The organism is Holophagales bacterium, from assembly GCA_016719485.1.
Lineage (GTDB): Bacteria > Acidobacteriota > Thermoanaerobaculia > UBA5066 > UBA5066 > UBA5066.
On the sequence record JADJZB010000023.1, the window covers coordinates 142,372 to 164,913 of the forward strand.

Here is a 22,542-nt window from a genome sequence, read left to right on the forward strand (position 1 = left end):
TGAACGTTCCGGCCGGCCATCCGGCCCGGCACGATTCCCGTAACACGAACGGCTGCCGGGATTGACGGAACCCTCCGCCCCGCAGCGGCCAAGGAGCAGCATGAGCACCGTCCTGGATCCCGCAATCGCAGCCCTCTCCGTCTCCCGCCCGGCCTTCAAGGTCGCCGACCTCTCGCTCGCCGAGGCCGGACGAAAGGAAATTCGCCTCGCCGAGCAGGAGATGCCCGGCCTGATGGCGCTCCGCGCCCGCTACAAGGCCGAGAAGCCGCTGGCCGGCGAGCGGGTCATGGGGAGCCTCCACATGACCATCCAGACGGCGGTCCTCATCGAGACGCTCGCCGACCTCGGCGCCGACGTCCGGTGGGTCTCCTGCAACATCTTCTCGACGCAGGACCACGCGGCCGCCGCGGTCGTCGTCGGCCGCCCGGAGGAGGGCGGGACGCCCGCGAGCCCGAAGGGGACGCCCGTCTTCGCCTGGAAGGGCGAGACGCTCGAGGAGTACTGGTGGTGCACGCGCGAGGCGATCGAGTGGCCCGACGGAAGCGGGCCGACCCTGATCGTCGACGACGGAGGCGACGCCACGATGCTCGTGCACAAGGGGCTCGAGTTCGAGCTCGCAGGCAAGGTGCCGGCCTTCGACCCGAAGAACGACCCCGAGGAGTGGGGCGTCATCCTCGACCTGATCCGCAAGGAGCTCGGCAAGGACGGGAAGGTCTTCTCGCGGATCGCGAAGGAGATTCGCGGCGTCTCCGAGGAGACGACGACCGGCGTCCACCGCCTCTACCAGATGGAGAAGGACGGGGCGCTCCTCTTCCCCGCCATCAACGTGAACGACTCCGTGACGAAGTCGAAGTTCGACAACGTCTACGGCTGCCGCCACTCCGTCGTCGACGGCCTGAACCGCGCCACGGACGTCATGCTCGGCGGCAAGGTCGCGGTCGTCCTGGGCTTCGGCGAGGTGGGCAAGGGGTGCGCCGAGGCGCTGCGCGGGCAGGGCTGCCGCGTCATCGTCACCGAGATCGACCCGATCTGCGCCCTCCAGGCCGCCATGCAGGGCTACGAGGTGAAGACGATCGAGGACGTCGTCGCGACCGCCGACGTCTTCATCACCGCGAGCGGGAACCTCGACGTCATCACGGTCGACCACATGGCGAAGATGAAGGACAAGGCGATCGTCGGCAACATCGGCCACTTCGACAACGAGATCGACATGGCCGGGCTGAAGAAGTTCCCCGGCGTCGAGCGGATCAACATCAAGCCGCAGTACGACGAGTTCCGCTTCCCCGACGGGCACTCCGTCATGATCCTGGCCGAGGGACGCCTCATGAACCTCGGCTGCGCCACGGGCCACCCGAGCTTCGTCATGTCGTCCTCCTTCACCAACCAGGTCATGGCCCAGATCGCCCTCGCGAAGAATGCCGGCGAGTACGGCAAGAAGGTCTACGTCCTCCCGAAGAAGCTCGACGAGGAGGTCGCCCGCCTTCACCTGGGCCACCTCGGCGTGAAGCTGACCCAGCTGACCCCGAAGCAGGCCACGTACCTCGGCGTTCCGGCCGAGGGGCCGTACAAGCCCGACCACTACCGGTACTGAGGCCGTCCGGGGACAGTGTCCCCGGAGCCACGTCGCGACGCTTCGAAGAAGGCCCGGGCCCGTGCCCGGGCCTTCCTTCGTCCCGGTGACGCGCCGTGGGCGCCCGGCTCTCAGCGCGCCGTGCGGATCGTGATCCGGCCGGCCGGCGGCGCAAGGACGGGACCTGCCGCCGAAAGACGTCCCAGGTGCTCCGCGAGCGCGTCTGCGTCGAGCCGTGAGGCGCGGCCCCCCGCGGAGCGGACTGCCGCCGCGATCTCGACGTGACCGTCGCCCCCGGAAGCGAGGTGGCTCGAGACGGCCACGCGGTACGACGCGTCGTCACGCAGCGGGGCGTCGCCGACGCGGGCCTCGACGAGCCTCGACCTCTCGGGAGCCGACAGGTCGACGACGAGGGCGAGCCCCGAGACCTGAAGCAGGCCCCCGGTGCGCCGACCCGCCGAAGCGAGTGCCCGTTCGAGCGCCGAGCGAAGCGACGCACCCGACAGCTCCACGGTGACGACGCGGTTTCCGAACGGCAGGACGGCCATCGCGTGCCGGCGCGTGAGGGGGCCGGAAGGGAGCGGCGCCCGGAGGCTCGAGCCGAGAACGAGCGCGGCGTCCGCGCCCGCCGTCTCGCGGAACGCGTCGGCGACGAGGTCACCGAGGCCCGTCTCCCGCTCGAGGCTCCCGAGGTTGTCGAGCGGCTCGGCGAGGCAGCCGATCGGGGCCGCGAGCAGCTCCTCGAGCTTCGCCATCCACACCTTCTCGTCACGCGCGAGATCCGGGTCGGGGGTGACGGAGGCGTCGACCGGGTGCGCGCCGACGCGCGCGGAGAGGTGCCCGCCCGTCCTCTCGAGAACGAGCTCGACGACGGAGCCGAGGTTTCCGCACGGCGCGGCGACCGGCCGGCCTCCGACCCAGCGGACGACCGACACCGTCTCCGACTCCTCCTCGGTCAGGACCGCGTCGACGCCGGGCACCTCGAGGAGGATCCGCCGGTTCGCTTCGAATCCCGCCTGCGTCAGCACGACGACGGCCTCGGCCCCCTCCCGCCGGAGCGCCGCCGTCTCGCGCGCGGCCGCCTCGACGAGGCCGGTCTGCTCGACGCTCCCCTCCTGCGTCGTCGTCCCGAAGTCGTCCGTCAGGCCGACGAATCCGACGGAGAGACCCCCGACCCTGAGGAGCTTCCGCGTCGGCAACCCTGCGAACGGCCGCCCCTCCCGGTCCACCAGGTTCGACGTGAGCCATGGGAATGCGGAACGCGCGACGAGCGCCCTCGCGTGGGCGGCGCCGAAGTCGAAGTCGTGCTGGCCGAACGACGCGAGGCCGACGCCGGCGCGGCCGAGGGCGTCGACCATCGGCTCGCCGCGGAAGACGCCGCCGAAGAGGGTCCCGCCTGCGAGGTCTCCACCGAAGACGAGAATCGCCCCGGGGCTCCCCTTCTTCAGGCGATCGACGGCCGTCTTCAGCCGGGCCACGCCGCCGCGATCGCCGCGCCGGTCGACGACCGGCGCGATCTCGTGGGCGTCCGTGACGTAGAGGACCGTCGCGCGCGGTGCGGAGCTGCAGGCGGCAAAGCCGAGGGAGAGGAGGAGCGCGGCGCGCGCGGTCAGCACTTCCTCGGCCAGTACTCCGTCGCGACGGCGTCCTTCACGACCGTCGTTCCGGCCTCGCCGCGGAGCATCCGGGCCGTGTCCTCGAGGGCGCCGATGCAGGCGTCCTTCCCGGTCGCCTCCGCGAACTCGCAGGCGGCCTGGACCTTCGGCCCCATCGAGCCGGCCGGGAAGGAGTAGTTCTTCAGCTCTGCCGCAGAGATCGTCTTCAGCGCCCGCGCCTCGGGGGTTCCCCAGCCGACGTAGACGGCATCGGCGTCGGTCGCCATGACGAACGCGTCGGCTTCGACCTCGCGGGCCAGGAGCGAGGAGGCGAGGTCCTTGTCGATGACGGCCTCGATACCGCAGAGCTTCCGGTCGGGCCCGTACATCGTCGGGATGCCGCCGCCGCCCGCGAAGATGACGACCGTCCCCTTCTCGAGGAGCCACTTCACCGGGCGGATCTCGAAGATCCGCTTCGGCCGCGGCGACGGGACGACGCGGCGGAAGCCGTCGCCGTCCGCCTTGAAGACCCAGCCCTTCTCGGACGACATCCGGTCGGCGTCGTCCTTGCCGTAGACGGGACCGATCGGCTTCGTCGGGTTCCGGAAGGCCGGGTCCGCGGGGTCGACCTCGGTCATCGAAAGGATCGTGGCGAAGGGACGCTCGAACGGGAGGAGGTTCCCCATCTCCTGCTCGATGACGTAGCCGATCATCCCCTCCGTCTGGGCGCCGAGGACGTCGAGCGGGTACGGCTCGACGCCCGCGTAGGCCGACTGCTGGAGGGCGATGAGCCCCACCTGCGGGCCGTTCCCGTGCGAGATGACGATCTCGTTGTCGTTGGCGACCGGCGCGAGCGCCTCGCAGGCCCGCTTCACGTTGGCCCGCTGGTTCTCCGCCGTCATCGGCTCCCCGCGCTTCAGGAGGGCGTTCCCGCCCAGGGCGACGACGACGCGCATTCTTCTCCCCTAGCCCGCGAGCGTCGCCACGAGGACGGCCTTGATGGTGTGGAGGCGGTTCTCGGCCTGGTCGAAGACGACGGAGGCCGGCGACTCGAAGACGTCGTCGGAGACCTCCATCGCCTCGATCCCGAACTTCCTGAAGATGTCTTCGCCGATCTTCGTCTCGCGGTTGTGGAAGGCCGGGAGGCAGTGGAGGAACTTCGCCTTCGGGTTCCCCGTCGCGGCCATCAGCGCCGCGTTGACCTGGTACGGCAGGAGGAGCTTGATCCGCTCGGCCCAGACCGAGTCGGGCTCGCCCATCGAGACCCAGACGTCCGTGTGGACGAAGTCGACGCCGCGAACGGCGGCCTTCGGGTCCTCGGTGAGCGTGACCTTTCCGCCGGAGGCGGCGGCCAGCTCGTTCGCCTTCGCGACGAGCTCGTCGACGGGCCAGAGGTGCTTCGGCGCGCCGAGACGCACGTCCATCCCCATGAGGGCGCCGCCGAGCATGAGGGTGTTCCCCATGTTGTTCCGCGCGTCGCCGAGGTAGGCGTAGGAGACCTGCGAGAGCGGCTTCTCGCTGTGCTCGCGCATCGTCAGGAGGTCCGCGAGGATCTGGGTCGGGTGGAACTCGTCGGTCAGGCCGTTGTAGACCGGGACGCCCGCCCACCTCGCCAGCTCCTCGACGATCGCCTGCCCGAAGCCGCGGTACTCGATGGCGTCGTACATCCGGCCGAGGACCCGCGCCGTGTCCCTCATCGACTCCTTCTTGCCGATCTGGGAGCCGGAGGGGCCGAGGTAGGTCACGCTCGCCCCCTGGTCGTGGCAGGCGACCTCGAACGCGCAGCGGGTGCGGGTCGAGTCCTTCTCGAAGATGAGGGCGACGTTCTTCCCGGAGAGGCGCCGCGTCTCGACCCCCGCGTACTTGGCGCGCTTCAGGTCCCGCGCCAGGTCGAGGAGGTAGAGGACTTCCTTCGGGGTGAAGTCGTGGATCGTCAGGAAGTGACGGTTCTTCAGGTTGAACGGCATGGGTCCTCCGGCGACAGCTTTCCCCTGGCGGCGGCGGGACCGCTCCGGGCACCTCCCGCGAGGCTCCTTCCGGACGTCCGTCGAGCGCGCGCCGCCCCTCCTCGGGGGCGAAACTTGGATTTTAGAACGGATCGGCGTTTGACCAGCCCCCCCCTCCGGAAATACGCTTACCGGTTATGAAGCGGGACTTTGCTTTCAAAGCGTCGACACTCCTCCTCGCCGGGACCCTCGGCGGCGTGCTCTTCACCCAGGCGGCCTGCAAGAAGAGCGGCCCCGACATCAAGATCGGTGTGATCGCCGAGCTGACCGGCGACATCCCCTGCCGTCGGCGACTCGTGCAAGAAGGCCGCGGAGCTCGCGGTCGCCGAGATCAACGACGCCGGCGGCGTCGAGGTCGCCGGGACCAAGCACCTCCTCCGCCTCGTGATCGAGGACAGCCAGGGAGCGGCCCAGCCGGCCGCCGAGGCCGCCAGGCGCCTCATCGAGCAGGAGAAGGTCCTCGCGATCGTCGGTCCGAACGCGAGCCTCGGCGCCGTTCCGGCCGCGCAGGTGGCGGAGGAGGCGAAGACGCTTCTCATCACGCCCTGGGGTTCGGCCCCGCGGGTCACGATGGACGACGCCGGCGCGCCGCGGAAGTGGGTCTACCGGGCCTGCTTCACCGACGCGTTCCAGGGCAAAGCCCTCGCGAAGTTCGCGTCCGGCTACATCAAGGCGACGAAGATCGCCATCCTCTTCAACTCCTCTTCAGAAGCACCGAAGAGCCAGGCCGAGCTGATGAAGAAGGAGATCGAGGCGCGCTCCGGGCAGGTCGTCGCCTTCGAGTCCTACGCCGCGGGGGAGAAGGACCTCTCCGGCCAGTGGAAGCGGATCGCCGAATCGGCGCCCGACCTCGTCTTCCTCCCGAGCTACTACAGCGAGGTGCCCGAGCAGGTCCGGCAGGCCCGCGCCGCCGGAGTGAAGGCGCCGTTCCTCGGGAGCGACACCTGGGGAAACCCCGAGCTCCTGAAGAACGCAGCCGAGCTCGAGGGCGCGTTCTTCGGCGCCCACTACAACCCCGACGCGATGGAGGACAAGGTCGGTATCTTCCGCGCCGCCTTCGAGCAGCGGTACGCCAAGGAGGTCCCGGACGACGGAGCCGCCCTCACCTACGACACGATGAGACTCCTCAAGCAGGCCCTGGAGACGGCCACGGGGAACGACCGCGAAGCCGTGCGGGACGCGTTCTCCAAGATCGTGTCGTTCGACGGCGTCACCGGGAAGACCGTCTTCAAGGGTGGTTCACACGACCCGCTCAAGGCCGTCACCCTGAAGCAGTTCCAGGGGGGCAAGGTCATCTTCGTAACCAATATCGACCCCGACTGAGGAGCGGCGCACTGCGCCCCTCCTCAGCCCCCACCCGGGCCTGCGGCCCTTCCCCGCATCGACCCCGATTGAGGAGCGCACCCTGAAGTACACGACCCTCGGCCGGACAGGCCTCGTCGTCTCGCGGCTGGCGCTCGGTTGCATGAGCTACGGCGACCCGAGGTGGCGGCCGTGGGTCCTGCCCGAGGAAGAGGCGCGCCCGTTCTTCCGGCGCGCCCTCGAGGCGGGGATCAACCTCTTCGACACGGCCGACATGTACTCGCTGGGCGTGAGCGAGGAGGTCACCGGCCGCCTGCTGGCCGAGATGGGCCGCCGCGAGGAGCTCGTCATCGCCACGAAGGTCCATTTCCCGATGGGCTCAGGTCCGAACATGGGAGGGCTCTCGAGGAAGCACGTCGTCCAGGCGTGCGAGGCGAGCCTGAAGAGGCTGGGCGTCGAGACGATCGACCTCTACCAGATCCATCGCTTCGACCCGTCGACGCCGCTGGCGGAAACGCTGGAAGCTCTCGATCTCCTCGTCCTGCAGGGCAAGGTCCGCTACCTCGGCGCCAGCTCGGGCGAGGCGTGGCGATTCCAGAAGGCGCTCGCGACGGCCGACCGGGCGGGCCTGACGCGTTTCGTCTCCATGCAGAACCACTACAACCTCCTCTACCGGGAGGAAGAGCGGGAGATGCTCCCCCTCTGCATCGAGGAGGGGATCGGCGTCCTTCCGTGGTCGCCGCTGGCCCGCGGTCTCCTCGCCGGGACGCGTGCGACGCCCGCCGACAGCGCGTCGACGCCCCGCGCCGCCTCGGACGACTATGCCCGGCAGCTGTACGACCATCCGAGGGACGCCGACGTCGTCGCGGCGACGCGTTCGGTGGCGGCCGCACGGGGCGTCCCGATGGCCCGCGTCGCCCTGGCGTGGCTCCTCGGCCGGCCCGGCGTGACGGCGCCGATCGTCGGAGCGACGAAGCTCGCGCACCTCGACGAGGCTCTCGCCGCGCTCGATCTCTCGCTGACCGCCGAGGAGACCGGCGCGCTCGAAGCCCCCTACAGCCCCCACGCGGTCCGCGGCTTCGCCGGCCCCGCCCCCTCCGCCCGCTGACGGGGGGCGCGGCCTATCATCCGGGGCGTTCCCCGGAGGAGGTCTCCATGAAAGTCTTCGTCACAGGAGCCACGGGCTTCATCGGTTCGGCGGTCGCCGCGGCCTTCGCCCGTGCGGGGCACGAAACGTACGGTCTCGTCCGGACCCCCGGAAAGGAACTCCTCCTCGAGGGCGCCGAGGTCGTTCCGGTTCACGGAACGATGGAAGAACCGGACGGCTGGCGCCCTGCCGCCGAGCGCTGTTCGGTTCTCGTCCACTGCGCGGTGGAGTATTCCGACCGGTCCTGGGACCTCCACCGCGCCGCCCTGGGCGCGCTCCGCGACGCCGGGCGGGACCGGGTCGGCAGGGTCCTCGTCTCCACGAGCGGCGTCTGGGTCTACGGCGACACCGGTGACGGCGCCATCGACGAGTCGGCGCCGCTCGACCCGCCCACGTTCGTGGCGCCCCGTCCCGCGGTCGACGCCGCTGTCCTCTCCTGGAACGGCGGCGGCTTCCGGACGGTCGTGATCCGCCCAGGATGCGTCTACGGCGGCGCGGGCAGCCTCACGTCCTCGTGGTTCGAGAGCGCCGCCAGGGGCGGCGCCGCACGGGTCGTAGGCGACGGGACGAACCGCTGGGCGATGGTTCACCGCGACGACCTGGCCGACCTCTACGTGCGGGCCGCCGAGGCCGGGCTCGGCGGCGAGGTGCTCAACGCCACCGACCGGAGCCGCGCCACCGTCAACGAGTGCGCCACGGCGGCCAGCCTCGCGGCCGGCGCCGAAGGGCGCGTCGAGCACGTACCGGTGGAGCAGGCCGTCGCGTCGATGGGCCCCTTCGCCACGTGCCTCGCGCTCAACCAGCACGTCGACTCCTGGAAGGCCGTCCACCGCCTGGGCTGGACCCCGCGACACGCGGGCTTCGTCGACGCGGCGCCGCAGCTCTACGCCGCGTGGAAGGCGGCGAGAGGCGGCGCCGCGTGAACGGCCGGGGGTGGTCGGCGGCCGGCGGCGGCGCCGCGCCCCGGCGCGCCGGCGCCGGCCCCGGCGGGGGGGCGCGGGGGGCGGCCGCGCGGGGGGGGGGGGGGGGGGGGGGGGGGGGGGGGGGGGGGGGGGGGGGGGGGGGGGGGGGGGGGGCCGTCCTCCGCGACCCGGCGGGCGCCGCCTTCGCCCTGTGGCAGAAGGGGGCCTGATCCGGGTGCCGGCCGAGAGGCGACGAGCACCGGCTCCGAACGCGATCCGCGGAGGGAGATAGCCCGTACAATGCGCGGAACGGTTCCGATTTGAGCGTTCTTCTCAGGCCCCCCGAGTTCGACCACTTCGTCATCTCCCGCGTCCTCGGCGAGGGAGGGATGGGCATCGTCTTCCTCGCGGAGGACCGCCGGACGCACCTGCCCGTCGCGGCAAAGGTGATGTCGAGGAGCCTCACGGACCCCGAGCTCCAGGCCCGGTTCATGAAAGAGAACCAGATCCTGGCGTCGCTCAATCACCGGAACATCGTCCGCTGCTACGAGATCACCCGCTCGCGCGAGGGGCTCCCGACGATCGTCATGGAGTACCTCAAGGGCGTCGACTTCGGCGCGTTCGAGGGGCGGCCGTTCCACGAGCTCATCCCGATGATGGTGCAGGCCGCGATGGGCCTCGCCTACCTGAAGGAACGGAACATCCTCCACCGCGACCTCTCGCCGAACAACATCTTCGTCACGATCCAGGACGACCGCCGCCTCGTGAAGATCCTCGACTTCGGCGTGGCGAAGGTCCTCCAGGAAGGGAGCGGCGGCGAGCTGACGCAGACGGGCGAGTTTCTCGGCAAGCTCGCGTACGCCTCCCACGAGCTCCTCACGTTCGGGCACATCGACTTCCGGAGCGACATCTACTCGCTCGGCGTCATCTTCTTCCGCCTCCTGACGAAGCGCCGGCCGATCAACGTACAGAACTCGCGGAACTACCTCGAGTGGGTCATGGCGCAGGAGAACCGCACCCCGGTCGACTTCTCCGTGCCCGAGGGAAACCCGCCGATCCCCGCGTCGCTCCAGGCGCTCATCGTGAAGATGCTCGCCAAGAAGTCCGACGACCGGCCGCAGGGCTACGAGGAGATCATCGACGCCCTCGTCGCGGCGCAGGCCGAGGCCGAGAAGGCCGGGCTCGTGCCAGATCCCGAGGTCGTGTCGACCCTCCCTTCGACGGAGACGAAGAAGTCGCTCTCGGGCTCCGCCGGCTCGCCGGGGGGCCTCGGCGGGACCCCCTCTCCCTCGGGCAACCGGCCCGGCGGAGCGACGGCCGCCACCGGCCTCTTCGACGACGGAGCGTACCCGTTCACGGAGGCCGAGACGAAGGCCCCTTCCTCCGCGTCGCGCGTCGGCGCCGACGGGAGGATCGGCGGGGCCGCCACGCCGCCCCCGGCGGCTGCTCCGGCCCGCGCCGCCGCTCCCGCCTCCCAGGTCCCCGACTGGCTGGAGCAGGCGGGGTACGACGAGCAGATCCAGGTCATGAGCGAGAGCCGGGGGATCTCCCGGTCACCGGTACACCCCGTTTTCGGGACCGAGAACCGCTCGCGGTCCGTGAAGCGCGATACGGAGTCGATCCGTACGAGGCAGCGCGCCGAGGCCAGGCGGAAACGCAACGTCGTGCTCATCACGCTCTTCGTCCTGGCGGTCCTCGGAACGGGGGCGTGGGCCGGGTGGGAGTTCTACGTCAAACCGAACATGCCGTCGACCTCTCCGGCCACGCTCGACCCCGTGCCTCCCGTCGCCTCCGGCCCGCTCCCGTCCGGGTCCGGGGCCGACGCCACGCTGCCCACCTCCGTCCCCGAACCGAGGAAGCCGGTCAGCCGCTCCGCCAAGCTCGGCGCCGAAGAGCGACGCCTCCTCGACGCGAACATCATCGGCTTTTTCCCGACCGGGGATGGACAGGGCCTGAACGTCGTCTTCAAATTCCGGAAACCCGTGAACGTCTCCGGCATCCCGGGCGCCCGGATCGTCACGGCGACCGACGCCTCGGGTCAGCCGCTGCCGGCTCTCGCAGGCGTCGAGGCCGAGATCCGCCTGACGGATGACCCGACCGGTGCCATGCGGCTCCGACTGTTCATTCGTGGAGGCGCCGCGGCCGACGCTTCGGGCTCGCTCCGGTCGATCGTCGCCCAGATCGGCCCCGCGACGATCCGCGCGAAGTACGACAAGGAGCTCCTCTCGAGATAGGGAGCGACCCGGACCATGCGCGTCTCCTTCCGCGCCGCGTCGATCTCGGACGAGGGCACCTTCCTCCCGATGATGGAGGCGCTGTGGGCCCACGAGCGGATACCGTTCGACACGGCCGCGATCCGCGCGGCGCTCGAGAGCCTCTTCGCCGACCCGGCCCTCGGACGCGTCTGGCTCGCCTCCGTCGAGGAGACCGTCGCCGGCTACGCGATGGGGACCTGGGGCTTCAGCACCGAGCAGGGAGGACGGTTTCTGCTGCTGGACGAGCTCTTCGTCCTGCCGGCCTTTCGCGGACGGGGCGTGGCGGCCGCAACCCTCGACTTCGTCGAAGGTGAGGCGGCCCGGGAGGGTGCGGGCGCCGTACGGATCGAGGTCTCGGTAGAGAACGGCGCCGCACGGGAGCTCTACCGTGCGGCCGGGTACACCGACCCTCGGCGCCTGTTCCTGGCCAAGCGGCTCGCATCGCACGACGCGAGGATCTGAAGACGCCGGCATCGTCCCGAGGCCCTACACTCCTTCGGAGGGACGTTCGAGACCGTGCCGCTCAGCCGCATCGAGATCGAGGGCTTCCGGGGGATCCGGCGCATGACGCTGGACCTGGACGACACCACGGCCCTCATCGGCGAGAACTCCTGCGGAAAGACGAGCGTCCTCGACGCGCTCGAGCTCGCCCTCGCGCACCGCGCGAACGTGCCGTTCTTCGGACCGCTCGATTTTCACGTCCCGAGCGGCCCCGGCGCCGCACCCGTGGAGAGGATCTCCCTGCGATTCGCCTTCCTCGAGAGCGGCGGGCGGGACGCGGTGGCCGAGATCTCCGCCCTGCGGACGGCCGACGGCTCTCCGTCCCCCGCGGTCGCGCGCCTGGTCGATCGCGAGGGCCGAAACCTCCACCCGGACGACCCCGGGGCCTTCGAGGCATTCCGGCGCCGGCACCCCGTCCTGCGCGTCCGCTTCGGGCGGCCGGCGCGGCCCGCATCGGCTGAGTCGCCGGAGGCCTCCGGCGCCGGCCCGGCGTCCGGGGTGTCCGAGCCCGGGCGCGTCGCCGAGGCGGCGGAGGGCGAGGTCACGCGGAAGCTGCGGCGAACCGTCGAGACCGCGTACCGGAAGTTCTCGGGCTCGTGGCGGCCGCACCCCGACGAGCTGCGCGAGCCGCTCGAGGCCGCTCGCGCCCTCGCGGGACGCTGGAGCGAGCGGCTCATGCTCCCGGCCCGTGCGCCAGGGAGCGCGACCGAGCTGCGCGCGGCGACGCCCGTGGGGCTCGGTGCGGCCGATCCCCTTCGCGCCGAGGCGCGGGAGGGAACGGGGATGCAGAGCCTGGCCCTGCTGATGCTCCTGGGGGCGGTCCTCGACGCCGAGAACGGTTCACCGGTCGAGAGCGGCGCCGAGCCTCTCGTCCTGATCGAAGAGGCCGAAGCGCACCTTCACCCCATCCTGGCCGCGCGGATCTTCCGGCTCATCGACCGCGTGCCCGGCCAGAAGGTCCTGACCACGAACTCGGGCGACCTCCTGGCGTCGGTGCCGCTCCACGCGATCCGCCGGCTCGTGCGCAGCGCCGGCGGAGTCGCCGTCCACGGCGTCCCCGACGGAGCGCTCACCGTCGACGAGATGCGGCGCGTGGGCTACCACATACGCGTCAACCGGGCCTCGTCCGTCTTCGCCCGCTGCTGGCTCCTCGTGGAGGGGGAGACCGAGTCGTGGCTTCTTCCCGAGGTGGCCCGGCTCGTCGGGCTCGACTTTCCCGCCGAGGGGGTCCGGTGCGTGGAGTTCGCGCAGTGCGGTATCGCGCCTCTCGTGAAGATGGCCCGCGGGCTGGGAATCCAGTGGCACCTCCTCGCCGACGGGGACGACGCCGGACGGCACTACGTGCGCGCCGCCCGCTCGTTCCTCGCCGGGGAGCCCGACCGCGAGCGCGTCACCGGCTTTCGCGAGCGGGACGTGGAGCACCACCTCTGGGGCTCCGGCTACGCGCACGTCTACCGGTCTGCCGCGGCACGGGCCGGAGTCCTGCCTTCCCTCTTCGGACGGCGGCGGATTCCCCCCGGCGCCATCATCGAGCGCGCCCTGAAGGCCCACGGCAAGCCGCGGATGGCGCTCGAGGTCGCCGAGGCGATGTCGGCGCCCGGGTCTCCCGGGGTGCCCCGCCTCCTCGCGTCCGTCGTGGAGAAGGTGGTTCGCCTGGCGCGCTTCGGGAACTGAGCCGCGTGCGCTACGCCAGGAGCGGGATGGCGTCCGTGAGGCGCGCGACGTGGAGGACCGGACCGGGAAGAGGGGAGCGGCCGGGGTTGTAGAGCACCGGAAACCAGCCGGCACGCCGGGCACCCACGACGTCCGCCTCGAAGTGATCCCCGAGGTAGAGCTTCCGGCGGCCGTCCGCGGCCCCCTCGCCGCAGGCCGCGCGAACGGCAGCGTCGAAGATCGCCCGCGCCGGCTTCATCGCACCGACCTCCTCGGAGAGGACGACGTGACGGACCCATCGCTCGAGGCCGAAGCGGGCGATCTTGGCGCGCTGCAGCTCGCGGAAGCCGTTCGACAGGATCCCCGCCTCGCCCTGATCCGCCGCGGCGGCGAGGAGCTCCTCGGCTCCGTCGTTCAGCCGCCACGCCCGACGGTACCGTTCGAGGTAGGCGGCGCCCACCTCCTCCGCCGCGGTTCGGTCGAGGCCGAACGCCGCGAGCGGGTCGGCGAACCGCCGGCGGTGCAGCTCCTCGCGGCCGATCTCCGCCCGCCCGTACGCCGCCCAGAGGCGCGCGTTCGCCCCCCGGTACGCCGCGAGCCACTCCGCGAACGCCACGCCGCCGAAGAGCATTCCGAACGCCGAGAACGTCTCGCGCTGGGCCTCTGCCTCGGCCCCCGTGTGGTCGAGCAGCGTGTCGTCCAGATCGAAGAACAGCAGGCTCCGCACCTGCCGATCCTCTCACACCCCCCGCGTCCGTCTCCCCGTCCCCCCGTCCGGTGCCAGGCGTGAAATCGTGTATTGTTGAGAGTGGAAAGGTTATCGCCCTTCGTCTTCAGGCCGTCAGCTGTCCCCGCACTTCGTCGTAGCGCCGCGCTTCCTCGGGGTCCTCGGCGAGGCGGCGCTCGAAGCGGGCCACGTCGCGCGACATGGTCGACGGATCGCGCCGGAAAAAACGGGCCGTCCTCGCGAGGGAGATCTGGCCCGCGTCCCGACCGAGCAGGGCGCAGAGGCTCCGGATCCGTGAGTGCGACCTCGACCGTCCTGGCCCGGACAGCTCGTTCACATCCACGCCCTCCCGGGCGGCGACCGCCTGCGCGATCGCCTCCACGGTGAGCGTCCGCCTCACGAGATCGGACCTCCCCGCCACCGCGAGCGCTGCGCGAACGAAGTCGTCGCCCCCCACGACGGCGCCGAGGCGCGCGTCGTCGGGGTCGTAACGACCGGCAGCGGTGCCCGCGACGAACTCCTGGAAGAGGCGCCGCGCCTTCGGGCGACCTCCTGCGAGCAGCGAGAGCGCCTCCCCCACCGCCAGCCACGGCGGCGTCGAACCACCGAGGTACGCCTTGTGGCTCGACCAGGCGAAGTCCTCCGGTCGCCCTGCGAGCCGCGCCTTCACCGGGTTCCGGTGAATGTAGCGGACGACCTCGAGCAGGTAGGTGTCCTTCTCGACGAGCAGGCCCTGGAACCGCCCCTGGAAGAGGTGCCCCGAGCGGTCGTGGCGGCGATTGAAGTAGAGGGCGTACCGCGAGTGGACGTCGTGCACGACGCGAGAGACGGGCACGGATCCGGTTTGCATCGCGAGGTGCACGTGATTCGGCATGAGGCAGTACGCGAGCACGCGGGCGGCGTGCTTGCCGCAGGCCTCGGCGAGGAGGTCGAGGTACCTCTCGCGGTCGGCGTCGTCGCGGAAGAGGGGGCGCCGCTCGTTCCCGCGAGCGACGACGTGCGTCACGGTTCCGGCGGCGTCGAGGCGCGGTGGGCGTGTCATGGACCAACAATACACGATTTCACGCCTGGCACCGTTCGGGGGTGGCACCGTTCGGGGGCGACGTCGATCGGGCGAGGCGAGGGGTCAGGCCGGGGGGCGGCCGAACCAGGCGCGAAGGTCGGGTTTCAGCCAGGCGACGAGGAGGGGGACGGACGCCGGGATCGTGCAGCAGCTCGTGAGGCCGATGGCGATGAGGACGAGGTGGGCGATCCAGGCCCACGGCTGCCTCGGCAGGAAGAAAGCCGCCACGTAGGCCGCGAGGAGGATCGACCCGATGACGAGGAGGACGACGCCGTAGACGAGGATCGTCCACGGCTCGTCCTTCGGCGGCCAGTCCGCGATCTCCTCGTGGAAGCTCAGGAGGAGGATGCCGCCGACGACGCACGCGAGGTAGATCGCCGCCATGGCGCCGAGGTAGACGCGGTACCAGCGGAGGACGGCAGGCTCCGAGACGGGATGCGCGACGGGCATGGGCGGAGCGATCGGCGCCGGAGGCGGGGGCGGGGGCGGCGGGAGAACCGGCGGGATGGGCGGGACGCGGTCCACGTCAGGCGAGGTCGACGCGGTCGAGGTACCCGACGATGACCGTCCGGACGGGAGCGGTCGGCACACCGACGACCTGCCGCGCGCCGGTCCCCTCGTCGAGGACGAGGACCGGGTCTCCGGGGCCGACGCCGATCGCGTCGAGGGCGATGACGTAGTCACCTGTCTCGGCGCCGTCCGCTCCGGTGCGCGCCACCACGAGCAGTCTCTTCCCCTCGTAGAAGGGATGCCGGATCGTCGCCGTGATGTCGCCGAGGACGCGGCCGGTGATCACGACTCTTCCTCCGACGTCAGGTGGAGCGCGTCGACGATGGCGACGACCGCGTGATCGACCGGCACGAACGAGGGATCGAGGAGGAGCGCCGCTTCGCGGCCCCCTTCGTAGGCCACGAGCTCGCCCTCGCCCGCCATCCGGGTCGGGTCGGCGGCGACGAGGGTCTTCCCCTTCGGCGCGCCGTCCTTGCCGAGCGGCTGGAGGAGGAGCATCGGAACGCCTTCCAGTCCGGGCGTGACGACGCAGGGGACGACGCGGCCGATCACCCGACCGAGGAGCATCAGGAAGCCTCCTCGCCGCCGAGGTCGACGAAACGGCTCGACGCGAAGGCGGTTCCCAGCGCGTTCTCGCGCGCGAGCGCGTCGTGAGGCCGCGCGAGGATGCGGTGCGAGAGTCCCGCCGCCGGCGGAAGGACGGCCCTCACGAGGTCGATCGCCGCGTCGAGCTCGTGCAGGTCGCCGCGAAAGAGGGCGAGCCCCTTGCCGGCGAGGCCGGCGTCGGCGAGGCGGACCTCGACGAGGTCGACGAGCGTCCCCTTCAGCGCCTTTTCGCAGGCGAGGACGACCGACGAGGCGGTTGCCGTCTCGAGGACGAGGAGCGCGCCCGTCCCGTCGTCGCCGTGCCGCCCCTCGAGCGCGTCGAGGAGGCGCGGGTGGACGTCGGCGAGGAACAGGTGGTCGAGAACGTGCCCTCCGGCGCGCGCGAGCCCTTCGGCGAGCGCCTCCTCGACGGAGGCGGGCGTACCGCCGAGGAGCGTGAGGTAGCGCCCGCGCGTGACCGTTCCCGAGCGGAAGAACGCGACGGGGGCCTTCTTGAGCATCGCGTCGGTCGCGTCGAGGCCCGCGGGAACCTGGGCGAAGTCGACGACGGCGAGGGCGGGGGCGCGCTTCATCGTCCCCGTGGAAAGGTCGCGGGACGCGACCTTCGAGCTTCATGGTGCACGGAGTGCATGGCCATCTACGTGATCCGGAAGTTGTCGACGAGGACGCAGCGGCGCCAGCGCGAGAAGCTGCGGGGGCCGGTGAGCCCCTCGCCCGTCGGGCTCGCGATCGTGAAGGAGCAGGACCCCTCGCCGTCGAGGCCGAGGCCGGCCTGCGACCGGCCGTTCTTGACGAAGATCGACGCGTCGCACTCCTTTGCCATCCGCGAGAGCGCGTCGAGGTTCTTCGAGTGCATCACGAACGTGTGCCGGTTGTGCCCCTCGACGGGGACCGCGAGGTCGATCGCGGCGTCGACGCTCGGGACGCGGCAGACCGGCATCACCGGCATCATCTGCTCCGTCCAGAGGAGCGGGTGGTCCTGGTCGACCTCGACGACGACCATGCGAACGGAATCGGGCGCCGAGATTCCCATCTTCGAGAGGATGACGTTCGCGTTCTTGCCGATGAGGTCCTTGTCGACGTGCGCATGCTCCCGCGGCCCGGCCATCTTCGTGAAGATGGCCTTCTCGAGGTCGCGGAGCCGGTCCTTCCCGATCAGGACGGCGCCTGCGGCGACCATCGAGCGGATCAGCTCGTCGGCCACCTTCGCCACGACGAGGACTTCCTTCTCGTCGACGCAGATGACGTTGTTGTCGGTCGAGCCGCCGAGGACGATGTCGCGCCCCGCCTTGCCGAGGTCGGCCGTCTCGTCGACGACGACCGGCGGATTCCCCGGCCCGGCGCAGATGGCGCGCTTGCCGCTCGCCATCGCCGCCTTGACGACCGCGCCGCCACCCGTCACGACGAGGAGGCGGATGCCCGGGTGCTTCATCACCTCCTGCGCCGACTCGATGGACGGCGTGGAGATGCCCGTGACGACGTCGGGCGGCCCGCCCGCCGAGACGATCGCCTTGTTGATGAGAGCGATCGTCTGCATCGAGCACGACTTCGCGAGCGGGTGGACCGAGAAGACGACCGCGTTGCCCGCCGCGAGCATCCCGATCGCGTTGCAGATGATCGTCGAGGTCGGGTTCGTGCACGGCGTGATGGCGCCGATGACGCCGAACGGCGCCGGCTCCACGAGCGCGAGTCCGTGGTCGCCCGTCACGGCCGACGGGGCGAGGTCCTCGAGGCCGGGAGTCCGCTCGGTGACGAGGGCGTTCTTGACGACCTTGTCCTCGGTGCGGCCCAGGCCGGTCTCCTCCCGGGCCGCCTTTGCGAGGGCCGCGCCGTTCTCGCGCATCGTGGCCCGGATCGCCTCGATGACCCTCGCGCGCACCTTCAGGGGGAGGGCGGCGAAGCGAGGCTGAGCCTTGCGCGCCGCCTCGACGGCGGCGTTCACCGTGGGGTGGATCCCCATCGTTCCGGAGGTTCCGGCGGCTCCGGCGGCGGACGCCGCGGTCGCCCCAGCGCCGCCCGGTCCCGCGCCGTCCCCCGGCTTCCCGTCGAGGTCCGACACGATGCGCCGGGCGATCGCCTCGATCTCGGCTTCCGTCAGACGCTGGGCCACGTCACTTCCTGTACTTCACGGCGCCGCCGACGTCCCACGAGTCGACGATGGCCATGACGACGGCGTCCACGGGCCGCTTGTCGGTGGCGATCGTCTGCCGGGCGGAGCTGCCGGAGGCGATGAGGACGAGCTCTTCCGGTCCCGCGCCGACCGCGTCGGCGGCGACGAGGACGGTCGGCCCCTCGCGCCCCTCCTCGTCCACCGGGCGGACGAGAAGGAGCTTCAGCCCGGAGAGGCTCTCTTCCTTCCGCGTCGCCACGACGCTCCCGACGACCTTCGCGAGCTGCATGGCTCTCGCGTGTCCGAGGGGCTACTTCGCGTCTGCGGCGGGCTTGCGGCCCAGCGGCAGGACGGCGTCGACGTTCGCATGCGGGCGGGCGATGACGTGGACGGCGACCATCTCGCCGACCCGGCCGCCGGCCAGCTGCGCCGCGTCGCAGGCGGCCTTCACGGCCGCGACGTCGCCGCGGACGACGACGGTCACGTAGCCGCCGCCCGTCTTCTCGTACGCCACCAGCTCCACCTTGGCGGCCTTGACGGCGGCATCGGCGGCCTCGACGACCGCGGGGAAGGACCTCGTCTCGATCATCCCGAGGGCTTCGGTCATGGCTCTTTCCTCTCCTCGGATCGTCGCACGGCGGCGATCCGTCGCGTTACCGCGTTTCGTTCCAGCGTTGGTCCCGTGTTACTCCCGGCCCCGCTTCGGCACGCGGCCGGAGATCGTCCGGAGGGCTTCCTCGGCGGCGCGCCAGGCGACGTCGACGTCCTTCTCCTCGCCGCCGAGGTAGACGCGCCCGAAGCTCCCGAACGCGCGCACCTCGAGGACCTTGATGTTGGCCGCCTTCTCCGCCTCGTTCGCGGCGATGGCGGCGTAGCCGGCCGGCGCGCACTCGAGGACGTAGAGCGTCTCCCCCGGCACGATCATGTCACCGTGCCGCGTCCGGTTGATGAGCTGGGAGTGGTAGTCGGAGATGTTCCGGATCACCTGGCTCGAGGTGATCTCGGGCTTGATCCGGTCCTCCTCCTTCAGGTCGAGCGCCGCGAGGATCGCCGCCCCGGCCTGCCTCACGTCGGCCTGCGAGTCGGAGTGGACCTCGAGCATTCCGTAGAGCCGCTCGATGATCATCATGCCGGGCTTGACGTCGGTCGCCTTCAGGGCGACGTCGGTCACCTTCATGATGTCCATTCCGGGGGCGACCTCCACGAAGAGCGCCGCCTGCCCCGGCACCGGCAGGAACCCCTGCGCGACCGTGCCGAGGAAGGAGGCGAACTGCGGCTGGAGTTTGTCGATGAAGCAGTAGCAGCGGAGCTCTCCCATCCCTCTCCTCACTTCCCCGCGGCCGCGCGGGCCTCTTCCAGGATCTTCACGCTGGCGGAGGCGCCGACGCGCGTCGCCCCGGCTTTCACCATCTTCAGGAGGTCGGCCAGCGTCCGGACGCCGCCGGAGGCCTTCACGCCGAGCCTCTTCGGCGCGACGGTCCGGGCCATGAGCGCGACGTCCTCGGCGGTCGCTCCGCCCGACGAGAAGCCGGTCGACGTCTTCACGTAGTCGGCTCCCGCCTTCATCGAGAGCTCGCAGGCCCTCACCTTCTCCTCGTCCGTCAGGAGGGAGGTCTCGAGGATGACCTTCGAGAGGGCCCGGCCGTCCTTGCACGCCTCGACGACGCCCCGGATGTCCTTCAGGACGAGCGCGTCGTTACGCCCCTTGAGGGCGCCGACGTTGATGACCATGTCGACTTCCTGGGCCCCTTCGCGGATCGCCTTGCGGGCCTCGAGGAGCTTGATCTGCGAGTCCTGCGCCCCCAGGGGGAATCCGACGACGCAGCAGACCTTCACGGCGCAGCCCTGCAGGAGCCGCTTCACCTGCGGAACGAAAACCGGGTTCACGCAGACCGAGAAGAAGCCGTGCTGCCGCGCCTCGGCGCAGAGCTTCTCGACGTCGGTGGCCATGGCGTCGGGCTTCAGGAGCGTGTGGTCGATCAGCTGCGCCACCTGCTCCGGCGTCAGGGGCGCCGCCGCGGCGGGCGACGCCGGGCCGCCCTTGCCGAGCATCTCCTTCACCTTCGCGGCGATCCGCTCGATGTCCTCCGCGGACAGGTCCGTCATTCCCTTCTCCTTCTCCATCTCGCGGATCATCGCGACCCTCTTCAGGTGCCGCTCGGCCGTGCACGCCGTCGTCAGGAAGACGTCGACGATCCGCTGCGCCGTCTCCGCGTCGACCTGTCCCGCCCCGAGGGCGAGGAGGCTCGCGTCATTGTGCTCGCGGGCGTTCCTGGCGAGCGTCTCGGTGTTGCACGTCGCGGCCAGGATGCCGGGCACCTTGTTCGCCGCCATCGCGGAGCCGATCCCGGCCCCGTCGACGACGATTCCGAAGTCGGCCTCTCCCTGCGCCACGCGGAGCGCGGCCGCCCGCGCGAAGACGGGGTAGTCGACCGGGTCCTTCCCGGTCGTCCCGAGATCGGCGACGTCGTGCCCCTGCGATCGCAGGTGCTCCTTCAGCCGCTCCTTGAGGTCGAAGCCGCCGTGGTCTGCGGCGAGGGCGATCCGAAGCGGAGGCATGGGCCGGTCATTCTAAGCGTACGGGGCGGGCGCGAGCGTTTCCAGCCGACCAGGGGCGCGCCCGGGCGGCCGGAAGAGCAACGCCCCCGGGCAGGGTGCCCGGGGGCGCTTCGACGACGGAGCGTCGTCCGCTGCTTACTTGGCGGCCGGGGCCGGGACCTTCGTCCAGTCGATCTTGCCGTCGGCGCCCTTGGCGTCCTTGACCTTCTTGCCGAGGTCGTTCAGGTCGGCCTTGTCTTTCTTCGGCATCTTCTCGGTGTGGCAGGAGGCGCAGTTGGCCTTCGCGTCCTTGGCCTTGTACTCCTTCTGGAGCTCCATCGTGGCGAGGGCGGAGCTGCCGAGGGCGAGGGCGGCGAGGGTGGCGACGATCGCGGTCGTGGTCTTCTTCATGTCTTCTTCCTCCTGATCGAACTCAGTCGAGCCATGTAGTTTACTCCACCACGGCGAGGGCGGGCCGCCGGCCCTAGAATCCGCCGGTGACGAAGCTCGTCCGTGCGGCGGCCCTCCTGGCCGCCGTCGTCGTTCTTCCACCCCACCTCGTCGTCGCCGAAGGCTTCACGCTCGGCGAGCCCGGGGAGGTCTTCTCCGGGGAGCCCGCGCCTCCACCGCTCATCGCCCCCCCCCTCACCGGCCTCTCTTCGACGCGAAGAGCGCCTGGATCACGACGGGTGTCCTCGTCGTGACGCCTCTCCTCGGCTACTTCGCCTGGTGGCGCGACGAGCCTTCGAGCCGCTTCGTCTTCACCCGCGAGCGCTGGTTCGGGCCGACGACGTACGCGGGCGGGGCGGACAAGGCCTCGCACATCTTCGGCGGCTGGGCGTCGCAGCACCTGCTCGAGAGCGCCTACCGCGGGGTCGGACGGACCGGCTCCGAGGCCCGCCTGCTGTCCGTCTCCGTCGCATCGCTGGCGGGCGCCCTCGTCGAGGCCGGCGACGGCTTCTCGCAGTACGGCGCATCCTGGGAGGACGCCGCGATGAACGTCGTCGGCGCCGTGGCGAGCAGCCAGGTGAGCCGCCTCGGGTTGCGCGACACGGTCGGGATGAGGATCGGTTTCGTGCCTTCGACGATTCCGCCCCCCTGCTGCCGCTACGGGGGATACGGGACCGACTACGCCAGGGAGATCTACACGCTCGACCTGAAGCTGGCTGGCCTCCTGCCCCGCGTCCAGGCGAAGCCGGGCCCCGCCCGCTTCCTTCTCGTATCGCTCGCTTACGGCGCGCGCGGCTATCGCTACTCCCCCGAATGGGCCCGGGAACGGAACATCGGACTCGAGGTCGGCCTCGACCTCGCCGAGATCCTGCGGGCCGCCGGCGTGCCCGACGACCGCTGGTGGGGCTCCGCCCTGCTCGGCGTCCTCTCCTACGTCCGCCTCCCCTACACCTCGCTCGGGGTCTACTACGAGATGAACCAGTCGCGCTGGTGGGCCGGCGTCTACGGGCCAGGCTGGGACCCGGGTTTCATCATCTACGACTGACGCGCGATCCCGACGCGCCGCACTCCGCCGTCGTGTCACAGGGTTGCGGCCGGGCCGACGCCCCGGACCCGTGTGTTCACTCCCACGGTGCCAACCCCCACGGTGCCAGGCGTGCAATCGTGTATTGTTTTCAACAATACACGATTGCACGCCTGGCACCGAGCTCCGGTGGCACCGAGCTCCGGGCTCGGCGACGCTCGTCCCCGTCCGCGGACTACTTGGCGGCCGGGACCTTCGCCCAGTCGATCTTCCCGTCCTTGCCCTTGGCTTCGAGGACCTTCTTGCCGAAGTCGTTCATTTCGTGCTTGTCCTTCTTCGGCATCTTGTCGACGTGGCAGGAGGCGCAGCTGGCCTTCGCGTCCTTCGCCTTGTATTCCTTCTGGATCTCCATCGTCGCGAGGGCGGAGCTGCCCAGGGCCAGGGCCGCGACGGCGGCGATGACGGTACCCGTGGTCTTCCTCATTTCGTCTTCTCCTTCTCGGTTTTCGACCGGTTCAGATGCTACGGCAGCACGACTGAACAGGACCCTAACGAGCAACAGCCGTGCCACGACGAGCCGTCA

Annotated in this window: 24 protein-coding genes and 1 pseudogene; 9 read left to right on the forward strand and 16 right to left on the reverse strand. The window is 70.9% G+C overall.

Annotation, left to right across the window (positions count from 1 at the left end; all coding sequences use genetic code 11):
- The first annotated feature begins 100 nt into the window (after positions 1-100).
- On the forward strand, positions 101-1,591 hold the full coding sequence (locus tag IPN03_16240; protein ID MBK9375222.1) for an adenosylhomocysteinase: 1,491 nt from the start codon (positions 101-103) through the stop codon (positions 1,589-1,591).
- A gap of 110 nt (positions 1,592-1,701) precedes the next feature.
- Here the strand turns inward: IPN03_16240 and IPN03_16245 are convergent, their stop codons facing one another.
- Genes IPN03_16245 through argF form a run of 3 tightly spaced genes read right to left on the reverse strand, consistent with a single transcriptional unit; the run spans position 1,702 to position 5,132 of the window.
- Positions 1,702-3,186 (reverse strand): bifunctional metallophosphatase/5'-nucleotidase, encoded by a 1,485-nt coding sequence (locus IPN03_16245; GenBank protein ID MBK9375223.1) that lies wholly within the window; start codon positions 3,184-3,186, stop codon positions 1,702-1,704.
- Positions 3,180-4,121 (reverse strand): carbamate kinase, encoded by a 942-nt coding sequence (arcC, locus tag IPN03_16250; protein MBK9375224.1) that lies wholly within the window; start codon positions 4,119-4,121, stop codon positions 3,180-3,182. The genes IPN03_16245 and arcC overlap by 7 nt, the downstream gene beginning before the upstream one ends.
- Positions 4,122-4,130: 9 nt before the next feature.
- Positions 4,131-5,132: an ornithine carbamoyltransferase gene (gene argF, locus IPN03_16255; GenBank protein MBK9375225.1), complete on the reverse strand. Its 1,002-nt coding sequence runs from the start codon at positions 5,130-5,132 to the stop codon at positions 4,131-4,133.
- A 321-nt stretch (positions 5,133-5,453) separates the two neighbouring features.
- On the opposite strand from argF, the pseudogene IPN03_16260 reads away from it, so the two are divergent.
- From IPN03_16260 to IPN03_16285, 6 genes and pseudogenes are all read left to right on the forward strand, one after another.
- Positions 5,454-6,494, forward strand: a pseudogene (locus IPN03_16260) (ABC transporter substrate-binding protein).
- 82 nt (positions 6,495-6,576) lie between these two features.
- The gene (locus tag IPN03_16265; protein ID MBK9375226.1) at positions 6,577-7,581 is read left to right on the forward strand and encodes an aldo/keto reductase; all 1,005 of its coding nucleotides are present in this window, start codon (positions 6,577-6,579) and stop codon (positions 7,579-7,581) included.
- Between the two features lie 47 nt (positions 7,582-7,628).
- The gene (locus IPN03_16270; GenBank protein MBK9375227.1) at positions 7,629-8,543 is read left to right on the forward strand and encodes an NAD-dependent epimerase/dehydratase family protein; all 915 of its coding nucleotides are present in this window, start codon (positions 7,629-7,631) and stop codon (positions 8,541-8,543) included.
- 299 nt (positions 8,544-8,842) lie between these two features.
- Entirely contained in the window at positions 8,843-10,756 is a 1,914-nt protein-coding gene (locus IPN03_16275) for a serine/threonine protein kinase (protein MBK9375228.1), read from the forward strand.
- Positions 10,757-10,771: 15 nt separating this feature from the next.
- Entirely contained in the window at positions 10,772-11,239 is a 468-nt protein-coding gene (locus tag IPN03_16280) for a GNAT family N-acetyltransferase (GenBank protein ID MBK9375229.1), read from the forward strand.
- Positions 11,240-11,293: 54 nt separating this feature from the next.
- Entirely contained in the window at positions 11,294-12,952 is a 1,659-nt protein-coding gene (locus IPN03_16285; GenBank protein MBK9375230.1) for a DUF2813 domain-containing protein, read from the forward strand.
- Between the two features lie 10 nt (positions 12,953-12,962).
- Here the strand turns inward: IPN03_16285 and IPN03_16290 are convergent, their stop codons facing one another.
- From IPN03_16290 to IPN03_16345, 12 genes are all read right to left on the reverse strand, one after another.
- Positions 12,963-13,658 (reverse strand): HAD-IA family hydrolase, encoded by a 696-nt coding sequence (locus tag IPN03_16290; protein ID MBK9375231.1) that lies wholly within the window; start codon positions 13,656-13,658, stop codon positions 12,963-12,965.
- 106 nt (positions 13,659-13,764) lie between these two features.
- On the reverse strand, positions 13,765-14,700 hold the full coding sequence (locus tag IPN03_16295; protein MBK9375232.1) for a transposase: 936 nt from the start codon (positions 14,698-14,700) through the stop codon (positions 13,765-13,767).
- Between the two features lie 84 nt (positions 14,701-14,784).
- Positions 14,785-15,171: a hypothetical protein gene (locus IPN03_16300; protein ID MBK9375233.1), complete on the reverse strand. Its 387-nt coding sequence runs from the start codon at positions 15,169-15,171 to the stop codon at positions 14,785-14,787.
- Positions 15,172-15,247: 76 nt separating this feature from the next.
- The gene (locus tag IPN03_16305) at positions 15,248-15,517 is read right to left on the reverse strand and encodes a EutN/CcmL family microcompartment protein (GenBank protein MBK9375234.1); all 270 of its coding nucleotides are present in this window, start codon (positions 15,515-15,517) and stop codon (positions 15,248-15,250) included.
- Positions 15,514-15,798: a EutN/CcmL family microcompartment protein gene (locus IPN03_16310; GenBank protein ID MBK9375235.1), complete on the reverse strand. Its 285-nt coding sequence runs from the start codon at positions 15,796-15,798 to the stop codon at positions 15,514-15,516. The genes IPN03_16305 and IPN03_16310 overlap by 4 nt, the downstream gene beginning before the upstream one ends.
- On the reverse strand, positions 15,798-16,409 hold the full coding sequence (locus IPN03_16315) for a BMC domain-containing protein (protein ID MBK9375236.1): 612 nt from the start codon (positions 16,407-16,409) through the stop codon (positions 15,798-15,800). Before IPN03_16315 ends, IPN03_16310 begins: the two co-directional genes overlap by 1 nt.
- Positions 16,410-16,474: 65 nt before the next feature.
- On the reverse strand, positions 16,475-17,935 hold the full coding sequence (locus tag IPN03_16320; GenBank protein ID MBK9375237.1) for an aldehyde dehydrogenase EutE: 1,461 nt from the start codon (positions 17,933-17,935) through the stop codon (positions 16,475-16,477).
- Positions 17,936-17,948: 13 nt separating this feature from the next.
- The gene (locus IPN03_16325) at positions 17,949-18,236 is read right to left on the reverse strand and encodes a EutN/CcmL family microcompartment protein (GenBank protein MBK9375238.1); all 288 of its coding nucleotides are present in this window, start codon (positions 18,234-18,236) and stop codon (positions 17,949-17,951) included.
- A 21-nt stretch (positions 18,237-18,257) separates the two neighbouring features.
- Complete coding sequence (locus IPN03_16330; GenBank protein MBK9375239.1) at positions 18,258-18,554, reverse strand: BMC domain-containing protein; 297 nt, start codon at positions 18,552-18,554, stop codon at positions 18,258-18,260.
- Between the two features lie 78 nt (positions 18,555-18,632).
- Positions 18,633-19,265, reverse strand: a complete 633-nt coding sequence (locus tag IPN03_16335) for a hypothetical protein (protein MBK9375240.1) — start codon at positions 19,263-19,265, stop codon at positions 18,633-18,635.
- Between the two features lie 8 nt (positions 19,266-19,273).
- Complete coding sequence (deoC, locus tag IPN03_16340) at positions 19,274-20,506, reverse strand: deoxyribose-phosphate aldolase (GenBank protein ID MBK9375241.1); 1,233 nt, start codon at positions 20,504-20,506, stop codon at positions 19,274-19,276.
- A 135-nt stretch (positions 20,507-20,641) separates the two neighbouring features.
- A complete protein-coding gene (locus IPN03_16345; protein ID MBK9375242.1) occupies positions 20,642-20,896 on the reverse strand; it encodes a hypothetical protein in 255 nt (84 codons plus the stop codon).
- Positions 20,897-20,982: 86 nt separating this feature from the next.
- On the opposite strand from IPN03_16345, the gene IPN03_16350 reads away from it, so the two are divergent.
- Complete coding sequence (locus IPN03_16350) at positions 20,983-21,189, forward strand: hypothetical protein (GenBank protein MBK9375243.1); 207 nt, start codon at positions 20,983-20,985, stop codon at positions 21,187-21,189.
- On the forward strand, positions 21,186-21,980 hold the full coding sequence (locus IPN03_16355; GenBank protein ID MBK9375244.1) for a DUF2279 domain-containing protein: 795 nt from the start codon (positions 21,186-21,188) through the stop codon (positions 21,978-21,980). Before IPN03_16350 ends, IPN03_16355 begins: the two co-directional genes overlap by 4 nt.
- A gap of 214 nt (positions 21,981-22,194) precedes the next feature.
- Here the strand turns inward: IPN03_16355 and IPN03_16360 are convergent, their stop codons facing one another.
- On the reverse strand, positions 22,195-22,443 hold the full coding sequence (locus IPN03_16360) for a hypothetical protein (protein ID MBK9375245.1): 249 nt from the start codon (positions 22,441-22,443) through the stop codon (positions 22,195-22,197).
- Positions 22,444-22,542: the final 99 nt, after the last annotated feature.

Excerpts from the sequence above, each read along its gene's own strand:
- IPN03_16240 (MBK9375222.1), top strand. The coding sequence starts at position 101 with ATGAGCACCGTCCTGGATCCCGCAATCGCAGCCCTCTCCGTCTCCCGC.
- arcC (MBK9375224.1), bottom strand. The coding sequence starts at position 4,121 with ATGCGCGTCGTCGTCGCCCTGGGCGGGAACGCCCTCCTGAAGCGCGGG.
- argF (MBK9375225.1), bottom strand. The coding sequence starts at position 5,132 with ATGCCGTTCAACCTGAAGAACCGTCACTTCCTGACGATCCACGACTTC.
- IPN03_16270 (MBK9375227.1), top strand. The coding sequence starts at position 7,629 with ATGAAAGTCTTCGTCACAGGAGCCACGGGCTTCATCGGTTCGGCGGTC.
- IPN03_16280 (MBK9375229.1), top strand. The coding sequence starts at position 10,772 with ATGCGCGTCTCCTTCCGCGCCGCGTCGATCTCGGACGAGGGCACCTTC.
- IPN03_16295 (MBK9375232.1), bottom strand. The coding sequence starts at position 14,700 with ATGACACGCCCACCGCGCCTCGACGCCGCCGGAACCGTGACGCACGTC.
- IPN03_16300 (MBK9375233.1), bottom strand. The coding sequence starts at position 15,171 with ATGCCCGTCGCGCATCCCGTCTCGGAGCCTGCCGTCCTCCGCTGGTAC.
- IPN03_16310 (MBK9375235.1), bottom strand. The coding sequence starts at position 15,798 with ATGCTCCTCGGTCGGGTGATCGGCCGCGTCGTCCCCTGCGTCGTCACG.
- IPN03_16315 (MBK9375236.1), bottom strand. The coding sequence starts at position 16,409 with ATGAAGCGCGCCCCCGCCCTCGCCGTCGTCGACTTCGCCCAGGTTCCC.
- IPN03_16325 (MBK9375238.1), bottom strand. The coding sequence starts at position 18,236 with ATGCAGCTCGCGAAGGTCGTCGGGAGCGTCGTGGCGACGCGGAAGGAA.
- IPN03_16330 (MBK9375239.1), bottom strand. The coding sequence starts at position 18,554 with ATGACCGAAGCCCTCGGGATGATCGAGACGAGGTCCTTCCCCGCGGTC.
- IPN03_16335 (MBK9375240.1), bottom strand. The coding sequence starts at position 19,265 with ATGGGAGAGCTCCGCTGCTACTGCTTCATCGACAAACTCCAGCCGCAG.
- deoC (MBK9375241.1), bottom strand. The coding sequence starts at position 20,506 with ATGCCTCCGCTTCGGATCGCCCTCGCCGCAGACCACGGCGGCTTCGAC.
- IPN03_16345 (MBK9375242.1), bottom strand. The coding sequence starts at position 20,896 with ATGAAGAAGACCACGACCGCGATCGTCGCCACCCTCGCCGCCCTCGCC.
- IPN03_16360 (MBK9375245.1), bottom strand. The coding sequence starts at position 22,443 with ATGAGGAAGACCACGGGTACCGTCATCGCCGCCGTCGCGGCCCTGGCC.